The following is a 13,357-nucleotide window of genomic DNA, read 5'->3' on the forward strand; positions in this document are numbered from 1 at the left end:
GGCGCATCCATGGTGTAGAGATGCCAGTTCTCGAAGGTGATGGGGGCATGGAACCACATGGCGTGATCGAGGCTGGCGGTCATCAGCTTGCCCTGAAACCACGTCAGGCCATGCGGGCGCAGGGACGAGCCGAGCAGGTTCATGTCAGACGCATAAGCGAGCAAGCAATGCTGCATCTGCGGCCCCTGCCCTTTGGCGGCTTCCATGCGGAACCAAAGCTGGTTGCGATCATCCTCTTTCTTTGGCGATAGAAAATCGCGCGGTGCAACTTCGCGTAGTTCAATCGGGCGTTGGCGCAGGAAATCGGCGTGATATTTCTCGGGTAGTTGATCGACCATCTTGGCGCGAAGCTCGTCACGGTTCGGCCACTCTTCCGGCTTACCGACATCAGGCATCGGGTGTTGATATTCCCAGCCGCTTTCATCCACATGAAAGGACGCGGACATGTTGAAAATCTGTTTGCCATGCTGGATTGCAACAATACGGCGGGTCGTAAAGCTACCGCCATCGCGGGCGCGGTCCACTTGGTAAATCACCGGAATTTCGGGATCACCCGGGCGAATGAAATAGGCGTGCAAGGAATGGCACAGCCGGTCTTCGACTGTGCGATAGGCCGCCATGAGCGCCTGCGCAATGACATGTCCGCCAAAGATCCGCTTGGTTGTTTCACCGCCCCCGCCAACACCGCGAAACAGGTCCACTTCCAGCTGCTCAATGTCCAGCAGATGCAGCAGTTCTTCGGCAGGTGTCATAGAGCGGCCTTACGTGTTGGCCCGTGCTTTCGCGTAGGCAATAAAGAAATCAAAGCTGTCAGGGTTGGCCATACTGTCACGGTTCACCACTTTGGCAGAATCGCCGCCAAGCAACAGCTTTTTCACCGGAACTTCAAGCTTTTTACCCGAAAGCGTGCGCGGCACTTCGGCAATTTCGATGATCTCGTTGGGGACAAAGCGCGCGGAAACCTGCGCGCGGATGGCGGCGTTGATCTGCTCTTTCAGGGCATCGTCAAAGGTAACACCCGCGGCGGGAACCACAAAAAGCGGCATAAAGCTTTCGCGCCCCAGAAATTCCAGATCAACCACCAGTGAATCTAATACCGCGTCCAGCCCCTCGACCGCCTGATAGATCTCCGCACTGCCAAGACGCAAACCCTTGCGATTGATCGTTGCATCCGAGCGGCCATAGATCACCGAGGCGCCGTCCGCATCAATCGCGATCCAATCGCCGTGACGCCAGACGCCGGGGTAGTCGGCAAAATAGCTGTCAAACAAACGCACGCCATCATCATCGCCCCAAAAGAACAGCGGCATAGAGGGGAGCGGCTCTGTGCAGACCAGCTCGCCAACTTCGCCGACCAACTCGTTCCCCAAAGGATCATAGGCGCGTACCGCATTGCCAAGCGCGCGGCACTGCATTTCGCCTGCGCGCACTGACATGCCCGGGTGGCCCAGCACAAATGCGCCAGCCAGATCGGTGCCGCCTGAAATCGGGGCAAGCCATTGATCGGCTTTCACATCGCGATAAATCCAATCGTAAGTATCACCGGAAAGCGGCGATCCCGTCGCACCAAGCGAGCGCAAGGCAGATAGATCAACGTCCTCGCGCGGGGTAGTCCCTGCCTTCATACAGGTACTATAAAACGCAGCCCCTGCACCGAAATACGTCAGCTTTTCTCCGGCAACAAAGCGCCAGACAGTTCCCATATCAGGATAATTCGCCGCACCGTCATAGATCGCCACAGCAGCGCCCTGCCCCAACGCCATCCACTGGGAATTCCACATGATCCAACCCGAAGAAGTCAGCCAACTGAAGCGATCTTTTTGGGACACATCCATGTGCAAGGATTGCTTGCACGCCTCCAGAATAATGCCGCCATGTCCGTGCACAATCGGTTTGGGGTTTCCTGTGGTGCCAGAGGAATAGACGATCCAAAGCGGATGCTCGAACGGGACTTGCACTGCTTCAAATTGTGCATCGTCCCCTGTCAAATCATCCCAAGCCATATGGCCCTCAGGCAAGGCGCCAACAAATGGCAACGTCACAAATTGCACCACGCTCGGCAGGCCCGCGTTGATCTGGGCAAGAATGCCCCGACGATCCACGGTTTTGCCTGCGTGCACATAGCCGTCCTGCGCAATCAGCACCTTGGGGGCGATTTGTTTGAAACGATCCAGGATCGCGACATGCCCCATATCGGGTGCGCAGAGCGACCAGATCGCCCCAAGGCTTGCAGTGGCAAGGAAGGCGATTAACGCCGTTTCCGTATTGGGCAAGATTGCAACGACGCGATCGCCTTGCTCAACGCCCATGCCACGCAAGCGCGCTGCCACACTGGCGACCTGCTTTTGCAAATGGCCCCACGATAATTCAGAGCGGCCGAAAGTTTCGGATTGCACGATCAGCGCAGGATCACTCTCACGCCCTAGCGCATGTTTAAGAACGTTCTCTGCATAGTTCAGCTGCCCGCCTGTTCCCCATTCCATGTTAGGCATCTGACGTTTGAGCAACATCTTCTCAGGGCGCACAGAGGCACGCACGTCAAAGAAATCCCAGATCGCATTCCAGAAGGTCTCCAGATCATCTACGCTCCAACGCCACATGGCGTTGTAGTCCTCGAAATCCAAGCCCCGCGTTTCGCTGACAAAGCGTTCAAACTGCGCCATGCTCGAGGCGTCATAACGCTCTTGCGTGGGCGTCCAAAGGACTGGCGCGCTCATAGCAAGGCGCCGTGTACCAATGCTTTGAACTCGGCGCGTGTCGGGTAGGAGCTGCTTGGTGAAAGCTGGGTAAAGAAAACCGCCGATAGATCATGCACCGGATCAATCCAGAAGAACGTCGAAGCCATGCCACCCCATGAGAAATCCCCCACCGATCCGGGCACTCCCGCGCGCGCGGGATCAAGAACGACCGCACCGCCGATACCAAAGCCCATGCCGTTCATCGGCTGTTCCGCAAAGCTGGATGGCCCCATCGAAGCGATATCACCTGCCAAATGGTTACGCATCATGAAGCCAAGAGTGCTGGGCGAAAGCACACCCTTGCCGCCCGTGCGCATCGCTTCGGTGAATTTCAGATAGTCATCGATCGTGCCGACCAAGCCACCGCCGCCCGAATGCATATGGCTAGTAAAATAAGGCGAGCTATCAGCGCCATCGGCCAGTCGCAGGGTTTCTTTGCTTTTTTCCGCAGAGTTCAGATCAAAAGAATCCCCTGCTAGCGGTGTATAAAGCGCAGCAAATCGTCCACGGCTTTCGCTGGGCACTGTGAAACGGGTATCCCTCATTCCAAGCGGGTCGAGAATTTCTTCCTTGAAGAAATCCTCCAACGTCTTGCCGCTGATGACCTCGATTACCCGCCCGATGATGTCGATACCAACAGAGTATTCCCAACGCGTCCCCGGCTGGAACGCGAGGGGGAGTTTGGCAAGCTCGTCGCTGCTCTGCGCTAGCGTGCGTCGTCCTGGCCCGAAGTCCAGTTTATTTTCCCGCATAGCGTCGGGAACAAGACCCGCGTTGAACGAATAGCTAAGGCCGGATGTATGGGTCAGCAACTGCTGCAACGTAGGGGCGGCGCAAGGCTCGGTCTGGTCAATCCCGCTGGCGTTGGGGATCAAGCAGCGCGCATTCTTGAAACCGTCGATAAAGTCGGAAACGGGTGCGTCCAGATGCACCAAGCCACGCTCGACAAGGATCATCATCGCGACAGAAGTGATCGGCTTGGTCATCGAATAGATGCGTGCCACCGTATCACGTTGCCATGGCAACCCGGCCTCAACGTCGCGCAAACCGCAATCGTGGTAGAATACCTCGGAGCCGCCTTGCGCAATTAGCGCTGCGCAGCCCGCATATCGGCGCGCATCCACATAGCCCTGCATCCAGTCTTGGATGCGAGGCAGCCGATTGTTGTCAAAACCAACCATATATTTCTAGACCTCAAGCCATTCCTTGCGCACGTCTTCGCGCGCTTTCAGCTCTGCTGGGGTGCCTTCAAACACCACTTGACCATGGCCCATGACGTACACACGATGCGCGATGTCCATGGCGATCGACAGCTTCTGCTCTACCAGCAATGTGGAAATGCCGCGTGCAGCAATCGCTTGCAAAACTTCGGCAACCTTTTGCACCATCTGCGGTGACAGGCCTTCTGTCGGTTCGTCAATCATCACGAAATCGGGATCGCCCATCAATGTGCGGCACATGGTCAACATCTGCTGTTCACCGCCAGACAAAACCGAGGCTTCGACATCGGCGCGCCTGTCCAGATTTTCGAACATGTCGAACATCATCTGCATTGACCAGCGACCTGCGCCGTCCTTTTGGCCAGGCTTCAGACCCAATGTCAGGTTCTGCCGCGTCGTCAAACCAGGAAAGATATCGCGGTTCTCAGGCACGTAACCGATCCCCATATTGGCGATCTCGTAGGCCTTGCGCCCTGCGATTTCCTGCCCTTTGAACTTGACTGAACCTTTTGGCTCAACCTCGCCCATGATGGCTTTGCACGTCGTGGAACGACCCACACCGTTGCGCCCAAGCAAAGCGACGATTTCGCCTTCTTGGACGTTCAACGAAACACCCTGCAAGATGTGCGATTTGCCATAGTAGGCATGCATGTCAGTAACTTCGATCAATGTTCTGCCTCCAAGGCTGCGCCCAGATAGGCTTCTTGCACTTTCGGATCACCGCGCACGTCTTCAGGTTTTCCTGTTGCGATAATTTCACCGTAAACCAGCACTGAAATGCGATCCGCTAGGCCAAAGACAACACCCATATCATGTTCCACCATGATTAACGTCTTGCCCTCGGTCACCTTCATTATCAGGTCGGTGATATAGTCGGTTTCAGAATGGCTCATGCCCGCTGTCGGCTCATCAAGCATGATGACATCGGCGCCGCCCGCGATGGTGATCCCGATTTCCAATGCGCGCTGCTCGGCATAGCTGAGTGTACCCGCTGGCAAATTACGCCGCCCAAGCAGGTTTATCTGATCGAGAATTGCATCCGCGCCTTCGGTCAGTTGACGCGAGCGGTTCACGAGATTCCAGAACGAATACTTATACCCCTGTGACCACAACAATGCGCAGCGCACGTTCTCGAAAACGGTCATTGCCGGGAAGATGTTGGTGATCTGGAATGAACGCGACAGGCCCATGCGATTGATCTGGAAAGGCTGCATACCGCGCAGATCCTGCCCGTGCAATTTGACCGATCCCGCCGTAGGGGCGAAACGCGCAGTTATCAGATTGAACAGCGTCGATTTACCCGCACCGTTCGGTCCGATGATTGCGTGGCGCTCTGATTTGCCAATCGATAGATCGATACCGCGAATGATTTCCGCCTTACCAAAGCTCTTCTTGAGGCCTTTTAACTCTAGTGCAGGTTGGCTCATGATGCACCTCCTGTCGAGTTAGCTTCGCCCCATGCTTCTTTCAGCGAAGGCGCATTCATCTTTGCGATACCCAGCCCAATGGCGGTGATTACCGCTGCAATGACCCATGGCATCAACGTATGACTGTCAAAAGTGGTCCAGAACAACGTCATTTCATCGTCTCCTGTGGACGCGTGGCGAAAGTGGAACGTCATTTCGACCAATGCACAAACACCCAAGATGCCAATCGCCGCTGGGATCAGCGTCTTGATGTAAGGCACCAGTAACAGCTTGGCTTTGCCCAGTTTAAAGGCAGGCACATGCATCATCATCAAGCCGGCCAGGCCACCGGGGAAGAACATCACCGTCGCCACGAACAGCGATCCCGCATAGAAAGCCCAAAGCTCTGTCTGTAGCGAAAGAACCGTCTGCACCAAGGTAAAGACGATCGCGCCGATGATCGGCCCGAAGAAGAAGCCGACACCGCCGAGGAAGGTCACCAGAAGGATCACACCAGAGGAAGCCGTATTGAGGTTCTCTTCTGTCAGAATTTCGTAGTTGATGGCGAAAAGTCCGCCAGCAATACCTGCGAAAAAACCCGACGCTACAAAGCTGTAGTAACGCACCCAACGGGCCGAATAGCCAAGGAACTCGGCGCGTTCCGGGTTATCACGCACCGCGTTGGCCATACGGCCAACAGGTGTACGGGACCAAAGATACATCAAGGCCGCAGAGATCAGCACCCAGAAGGACGTCAGGTAGTAGACGTTAATTTGCTGCAGGAATTCGTTGCCAAAGAACGGCATCGCATAGGTTCTGTCACCTGAAACACCCTCTTCACCGCCAAAGAACGCAACGATGATGACGGAGCAGGCGGCGATAAGTTCGCCCACTCCTAGGGAGATCATCGCAAAAACAGTTCCCGCGCTACGGGTCGAAAAAGACCCGACGATCATCGCAAGGCCCATCCCGAACAACCCGCCAAAGACAGGCAGGACCGGCAGAGGGAAACTGGCAAAGAAGTCAGAGGCATTCATGATGTGCATACAGGCAAAACCACCGACACCAGCGTAAACTGCATGACCGAAGGACAGCATACCACCCTGGCCAAGAAGCATATTGTAGGCCAACGCGAAGATTACCGTGATCCACATCTGGTTCATAATCGTCAGCGCCGAATTGGACGTGAACACATAGGGCATAATCAAAAGCGCGATCGCCGCCAAAATCCATGGCATCAGCGTCATCGTCATTGAACCGGCACGCATACGCTGGGCTGGTTTGCTCGGGTCTGTTGTTATTTGTTCACTCATGATTCACGCTTTCCGAATAGGCCAGCCGGACGGAAGATCAGGATCAAGACCATCAGGATATAGGGTAGGATATCCGCAATTTGCGGGCTCGTTACAGTCCAGAGGTCGCGAAAGATATTGTCATCCAAATTCTCGGGCGTCGAAATACCGATTGCGTTAAGGATATCGGACATCGCGAGATTGTAGGACTTTGCAAACGTAATGATCCAACCGATCAGGAGCGAGGCAACCAGAGCCCCCCAGAGCGAGCCAAGCCCCCCGATCACGATAGTCACAAACACGATAGAGCCAAGGACAAAGGCCATGCCCGGGAATGTGCCAAGCACTGGTCCAGCGATTACACCTGCGACGCCAGCAAGCGCGGTGCCAACACCGAACACTCCCATGAAGATAAGCGGCACATTATGACCCAGTGCCTCAACTGTACGCGGATAGCTGAGCGCCGCCTGAATTATCATGCCGACACGGGTTTTGGTGAGGATGTAGAGCAGCCCCATGAATATCCCGATGGAGATAAAGATCATGAAAATTTTGTAAGCAGGGATAGAGTTTCCTGCGATAGAAAATGCTGTGAAATTCAGCACCTCTGGAATGCTATACGCCATCTGGTTCTTGCCCCAGACGAACTGCACCAGTTCTTCGATCAGCAAGGCCAAACCAAATGTGAATATCAGCTCTGGCACATGGCCGTATTGATGGACCCGTCTTAGACCATACCTCTCAACACCTGCTCCTAAAACGCCAACGATAATCGGTGCAACAAGGAGGCCCATCCAGAACCCCAATGCGATACTGATTTGATAGGCAAAATATGCGCCGAGCATGTAGAAACTTGCGTGGGCAAAGTTAAGAACACCCATCATAGAGAAAATAAGAGTCAGGCCAGCCGAAAGCATAAACAACAGCAATCCGGTCACAAGCCCGTCGATTATGTTGACGAGGATGAGTTCCATCGGTCCCCCCAAAGGGTAAGTATAAGTTCAGAGGTGAAGTGCATCCGCCCTGCACTTGGGCAGGGCGGATAGAAGTCGTCCGCTTATGGACGCTTCATGTCACAAGTGGTCGGGCTGTCCATGGACGCCATCTCAATTGTTGTCTCTGTCAGAACACCGAAACCAGACTGATCGTAGTCAAAGTCGATATTCTGATCCGTGTGAACACCAACATACATATCTTGAATAAGCTGGTGATCCTGTGGACGCATAAAGACTTCGTTGCCGCCCCAGATAGATTGATACTTCATGCCCTCAAGCTGTCCGGCGACGGCGACAACATCATCTGCTGTTCCTGCGCCTTCAATTGCTTTGGCAAGCATGCCGATCACGTTGAAGATACGTGGCTGGTCAACGTTGCCATCCGGGTATTTGGCCTCAAATGCCTCATAAGTAGCGCGCGCGCCATCGTTCTCAATCGGGTTAATACTACCCTGTGAAATCAAACGGACGCGATCCTTGGCACTTTCACCAAGCGCGGCGGTGATACCAGAACCCGCAGCATAGTATGTGTAGATCGGGCCATCGTAACCGCTTTCGATCAGCGATTTACCCAGACCAACCATATCCGCGCCCCAGTTCCCCGTGATAACCGCGTCTGCTTCGGCTGCGATGATCTTGCGTGAATAAGGCGTGAAGTCTTTCACTTTGCCAATTGGGTGCAGCTCGTTACCGACGATTTCAATATCCGCACGCTTTTCGCCAAGGGTCTTCACAGCAGCTGCAGCAACAGCTTTACCAAAGGAATAGTCCTGACCGATAATATAGACTTTCTTCATGTCCGCATCTGCGGCCATCACGTCAGTCAACGCGTCCATCTTGATGTCGGCATTCGCATCGAAACGGAAATGCCAGAAGTTGCACTTCTCATTTGTTAGCGCCGGATCGACGGCAGCGTAGTTCAGGAACAGAACGCGGCTATCCGGGTTACGTTTGTTGTGCTTGTCAACAGCTTCGGTCAATGCGTTCGCAACACCCGAAGAGTTACCCTGAACGATATAACGAATGCCTTGGTCAATCGCGACTTGCAGCTGGATCAAGCTCTCTTTCGGGCTGATCTTGTTGTCAAAAGCTACGATTTCCATGTTGGTGCCGCCCAGAAGGCCACCATTTTTGTTAACCATATAGTCAGCCGCGAATTCGAACTGGTGCAGACCATTGGTCCCTGTGCTGGCAAACGGACCAGACAGCGGGTCAATAAATGCGACCTTGATGTTCTCGGCAAAGGCAGCGGATGCGCCAATAACCAGTGAAAGCGCGGATACTGCGCCCAATTTAACGAATTTTTTCATATTTTCCTCCCAAGGATAAATCACGCCTCTTTTGATTTTTCGAGGTCCAGACCGATTAGGAAAGAGTTGCATACCCTAGTTTAAAGTCAAGGCTGTTGGCACGTCGCGCCCAAGAGATTTCACAAATGCCAGGGCCGCTCAAAGCAACCCGCCCGGCCCGGGAGATTACAAAATATGCAAAGGCTGAAAGGCGCTTGTGCGTTGTAATTAAAAGAACAAATCAGATTTCGATGAAAAACTAATCGCCAAAGATGGCATAGCTATCGGGCCGCCAACAGTCAAAAATCACTGTTTTTTGCAGGATGTGGCCGCGAAAAAAACTTAAATGACGCTGGGTAAAAATTTGCAACGCCACCCGTCCAGTTTCGCACTGCGGAACGAGACTTTGCAACTTTAACGCGGGGATTGAATGCTGAGCACTGTGGATGCTTGAATCAGTCGCGGGGCATATATCGTTTCTAGCTGTTTAGGCTTCACCCGCGAGGACGGGCCACCAACGTTCAACCCGTATACCTTTGCGCCGTTCATTGAAAAAACTGGCACGGCAATGCCGTTCACGTCCTTGCGCCAGATGCCATAACCAGTGCAGTAACCTTTGACTTCATAAACTGATTTCGCCTCGCTGTAGCGCAGTCGACCTTCGGCCTCGGTCTGTGCGCTTTCGCGCCCCGCAAGTTCGAAAACAGCTTCACGGGCATCATCATCCATGCCCACCAGAATCGATTGACCAATGGCAGAAGGAAACAGTGGCAAATGGCTGCCAATGCGCGCGACCAATGCCACGCCTTCACGCGACGTGCAGGCGGCAACGTACACGACTTCCAGTTTATGCTGTTCGCCTAAAGCAACAGTGATGTAGGAATTTGGCCCATCACGCAGCCGTTCCATTTCCTTTTGCGCAAGGTCGTGAATATCGATCCCGCTCAAGACGCTAAAGCCAAGATGCAGCACCCCGGCACTCAGCCGATAGGTCCCTACCCTTGCATCGGCAACAAGATAGTCCAGCGCACATAGTGTAAATGTCAGCCGCGAAATTGTCGCTTTGGGCAGCCCCGTTCGTTCGGAAAAATCGGAGTTTGTAAGTGACACTTCGCCATCGCGAAAGCATCGTAAAATTTCCAGTCCACGCGCCAATGCGGTGACAAAGTTTCGGTCCTTGTCACCTTCATCGCCGCGCAGATCGTCCATCATTTTCTAGCCCCGCTTAAGCGCATCAAGGCCATGCTGTGCAAACACAGGAACGAATTCGCCCAGTTTCAAGGCCCGTTCAGGATTGGAAGCATTGCCATCAAGGCCGCGCTTCAACACGCCCTGAATGATCCCAGCCATACGGAAAAAACAAAAGCCCAGGTAATAGCCGAAGTTGTCGATCCCAGTCAGACCACGACGCTCGCAGTACGTTGCGATAAAGGCTTCATCCGTCGGCAGGCCAAGCGCCGCGCGATCAAGGCCGCCCATGCCCCGCCCTTCAGTGCCCGCAGGCAGTTGCCATTGCATTATGACGCCCGCAAGGTCGGCGAAGGGGTGGCCGATGGTGGACAGTTCCCAATCCAGCACCGCGCGGCACTGCGTTCCTGCCGCATCGAAAATCATGTTATCCAGACGATAATCCCCATGCACAAGCGTGCGTTGCCCATCATCCTCTGGACGCGCTTCAACCAGCGCGGTCATCAACTCGTCCATCGCTGGGTTCTTCTGCGTTTCAGACGCGCGGTACTGTTTTGACCAGCGTGCGACTTGGCGCTCGAAATAGTTTCCCTCGGGACCAAAGTCCGACAAGCCTACCGCGTTGATATCAACATTATGTAACGCCGCCAAAACACGGTTCATATCATCAATCACCCCTGCGCGATCGCTTGGGGTCAAGCCGTCCATCGAGGGTTCGTTAAAGTTGCGCCCCGGCACATGATCCATGATGTAAAACATCGAGCCGATCACAGCGTCATCATCGCAAAGCAGATGCATCTTTGAGACAGGCACATCCGTCCCCTGAAGCGCCTTTTGCACGCGAAATTCACGATCCACAGCATGAGCAGATTTCAACAGAACTCCCGGCGGTTTGCGGCGCAGCACATAGTTATGCGAAGGCGTTTTCAGCATGAATGTCGGGTTCGACTGGCCCGTCTGGAATTTGCTGACCTCCATCGGACCTTCAAACCCGTCCAGATGCTCTTTAAGATAGCTGCTAACCGCCGCTTCATCCAATGTCTGTGTATCTGCGCTCATATCGTCCCCTTCAGCTATAACTTAGCAGCTGTGCGCCCGAAGGCGTCATAAAATGCGGCGTTGCGTTGAATTCATGCAGCGAAAACGCTTTTCCCGAAAACATAAACCGCGTCATCGCAGTGTTTTTGATCTGTAGATTCAGGTTCATCATTTCGCGTTTGGACGCACCCAGCGCGACAGAGGTCATCTGACCGATAACACCGCCCGAAGATACAACCAGAACCCGTTTGGCATCCGTATCGCTTGCAAACTTGCGCGCCGCTTCAACGCGCGCAGCGAACGCGCCGTAAGTCTCTGATGCGCCATCAAAAGCGTCGTCCTGCCAGTCAAACACCGTCTCGCGCAGCGTGCGAAAATGTGTCTTGCGATCGCCCTTAACAATGTCAGGAACGTCGCCTTTAAACCGCGCATTCAGCAGATCGCCAAAGTCGTATTCATTCAGGCCTTCGTGCACTTCCGGGGCCTGCGAAAACCCCATCGAGGACAGGGTATCCTTTTGACGTTCCAGCGAACCTGTGACCAGCCGATCCGGCACCCAGTCCAGCTCTCGAAGCAACGCGCCAACCGCGCGCGATTGCGCATGGCCAAGCTCGGACAGAACATCGTAGTTGTCTTGCCCGAAGGACGCCTGGCCATGGCGTATGATGAGAAGTTCAGCCAAATTCAGCCGCCAATTTCTTTCCGGCCGCCAAGTACTCGCGTTCAATCCGATCCACAATATCGCCTGCTGGCCCCACCGATTTGATCGCGCCAATCCCCTGGCCAGATCCCCAAATCGTCTTCCACGCTTTGGGTTTTTCGCGGTCCTGCCCGAAATTCATCGAAGACGCATCCGCTTGTGGCAGGTTATCAGGATCCATGCCTGCGTTTTTCACAGAGCCTTTAAGGTAGTTCCCCCAAACCCCTGTGAACAAAGAGGAATAAACAATATCCTCTGCACCGGATTCGACGATCATATCCTTATAGCCTTGATCCGCGTTCGCCTCATCAGTCGCGATAAACGGCGATCCGGCATAACCGAGGTCCGCCCCCATAGCGCGCGCCGCGAGCAGGCTTTCCCCTGTCGCAATCGCACCCGATAGCGCGATCGGCCCATCATACCATTCGCGAATTTCGCGTACCAAAGCAAAGGGCGATTGCTGCCCTGCATGTCCGCCTGCACCCGCCGCGACAGCGACCAAGCCATCCGCGCCCTTTTCAACCGCCTTCTTGGCAAAACGGTTGTTGATGATGTCGTGCAAGACGATGCCGCCGCACGAATGCGCGGCCTCGTTCACCTCGACACGCGCACCCAGCGACGTGATCCAGATCGGCACATCATGCTTTACGCAAATCTCCAAATCCCGCTCCAAACGTGTGTTCGAGCGATGCACAATCTGGTTCACCGCATAGGGCGCGGCGGGGCGATCCGGGTTGGCTTGGTTATGACGATCAAGCTCTTCCTTGATTTCCGTCAGCCAAGTATCGAGAAGCGGGTGCTCCCCTTCGCCTTCTCGAGCATTCAAAGCGGGGAACGATCCAACGATCCCCGCTTTACACTGCGCGATCACCAGTTTCGGCACCGAAATGATGAATAAAGGCGAGGCTATCAACGGAATGCGCAAGCCCTGAAGCGCAGCGGGGAGATGTGCGTCCTCGTAGCTCATAGAACTTCGAACAAGCCAGCCGCGCCCATGCCGCCGCCAACACACATGGTACAAACAACGTATTTCGCGCCGCGACGTTTGCCTTCGATCAAAGCGTGCCCCACCATACGCGCACCAGACATGCCGTAGGGGTGGCCAATCGAAATCGCGCCGCCATCGACGTTCAAAAGCTCGTCAGGAATGCCCAGTTGATCGCGTGAATAAAGCACCTGCACCGCAAAGGCTTCGTTGAGCTCCCACAGACCGATGTCATCCATTGTCAAACCATGCGCCTTGAGCAAAGGCGGCACAGCGTAGATCGGACCAATGCCCATTTCATCAGGCTCGCAACCTGCTGCCATAACACCAATGTAACGGCCAAGCGGTTCTAGACCCGCTTTTTCAGCTGCTTTGGATTCCATGATTACACATGCAGAAGCACCATCGCTCAACTGCGATGCATTGCCAGCCGTGATAAACTTGCCTTCTTTAATCCGCATCCCGTCTTTGAAAACGGGTGCAAGACCACTGAGGCTTTCCAACGT

Annotated in this window: 12 protein-coding genes and 1 pseudogene; all 13 read right to left on the reverse strand. The window is 54.4% G+C overall.

What is annotated here, in order from left to right:
• Positions 1–752, reverse strand: a 752-nt coding sequence (locus tag WBC85_RS12015; RefSeq protein WP_424437306.1) for an acyl-CoA thioesterase, incomplete at its 3' end; no start/stop codon positions are given.
• 9 nt (positions 753–761) lie between these two features.
• Positions 762–2,717, reverse strand: coding sequence for an acetoacetate--CoA ligase (locus WBC85_RS12020; protein ID WP_424437309.1), 1,956 nt, complete (start codon positions 2,715–2,717; stop codon positions 762–764).
• Complete coding sequence (locus tag WBC85_RS12025; protein WP_424437312.1) at positions 2,714–3,919, reverse strand: serine hydrolase domain-containing protein; 1,206 nt, start codon at positions 3,917–3,919, stop codon at positions 2,714–2,716. The genes WBC85_RS12020 and WBC85_RS12025 overlap by 4 nt, the downstream gene beginning before the upstream one ends.
• Before the next feature lie 6 nt (positions 3,920–3,925).
• Entirely contained in the window at positions 3,926–4,609 is a 684-nt protein-coding gene (locus WBC85_RS12030; protein WP_424437340.1) for an ABC transporter ATP-binding protein, read from the reverse strand.
• A gap of 14 nt (positions 4,610–4,623) precedes the next feature.
• Complete coding sequence (locus tag WBC85_RS12035; protein WP_424437315.1) at positions 4,624–5,385, reverse strand: ABC transporter ATP-binding protein; 762 nt, start codon at positions 5,383–5,385, stop codon at positions 4,624–4,626.
• Positions 5,382–6,677 carry a branched-chain amino acid ABC transporter permease gene (locus WBC85_RS12040; protein ID WP_424437319.1) on the reverse strand — a complete coding sequence of 432 codons (1,296 nt, stop codon included), beginning with the start codon at positions 6,675–6,677 and terminating at the stop codon, positions 5,382–5,384. Before WBC85_RS12040 ends, WBC85_RS12035 begins: the two co-directional genes overlap by 4 nt.
• Positions 6,674–7,630, reverse strand: coding sequence for a branched-chain amino acid ABC transporter permease (locus WBC85_RS12045; RefSeq protein ID WP_424437322.1), 957 nt, complete (start codon positions 7,628–7,630; stop codon positions 6,674–6,676). Before WBC85_RS12045 ends, WBC85_RS12040 begins: the two co-directional genes overlap by 4 nt.
• Positions 7,631–7,713: 83 nt before the next feature.
• Positions 7,714–8,961, reverse strand: a complete 1,248-nt coding sequence (locus WBC85_RS12050) for a branched-chain amino acid ABC transporter substrate-binding protein (RefSeq protein ID WP_424437325.1) — start codon at positions 8,959–8,961, stop codon at positions 7,714–7,716.
• A gap of 393 nt (positions 8,962–9,354) precedes the next feature.
• Positions 9,355–10,152 carry an IclR family transcriptional regulator gene (locus WBC85_RS12055; RefSeq protein ID WP_424437328.1) on the reverse strand — a complete coding sequence of 266 codons (798 nt, stop codon included), beginning with the start codon at positions 10,150–10,152 and terminating at the stop codon, positions 9,355–9,357.
• 3 nt (positions 10,153–10,155) lie between these two features.
• Positions 10,156–11,187, reverse strand: a complete 1,032-nt coding sequence (locus WBC85_RS12060) for a phosphotransferase family protein (protein ID WP_424437331.1) — start codon at positions 11,185–11,187, stop codon at positions 10,156–10,158.
• A gap of 10 nt (positions 11,188–11,197) precedes the next feature.
• Complete coding sequence (locus WBC85_RS12065; protein WP_424437334.1) at positions 11,198–11,848, reverse strand: histidine phosphatase family protein; 651 nt, start codon at positions 11,846–11,848, stop codon at positions 11,198–11,200.
• On the reverse strand, positions 11,841–12,833 hold the full coding sequence (locus tag WBC85_RS12070) for an NAD(P)H-dependent flavin oxidoreductase (RefSeq protein WP_424437337.1): 993 nt from the start codon (positions 12,831–12,833) through the stop codon (positions 11,841–11,843). The genes WBC85_RS12065 and WBC85_RS12070 overlap by 8 nt, the downstream gene beginning before the upstream one ends.
• Positions 12,830–13,357 (reverse strand): annotated as a pseudogene (locus tag WBC85_RS12075) (acetyl-CoA C-acyltransferase); the annotation flags it as partial. The gene WBC85_RS12070 and the pseudogene WBC85_RS12075, both read right to left, overlap by 4 nt.

Origin of the sequence: Planktotalea sp., from assembly GCF_049680325.1 — a bacterium.
GTDB lineage: Bacteria > Pseudomonadota > Alphaproteobacteria > Rhodobacterales > Rhodobacteraceae > Planktotalea.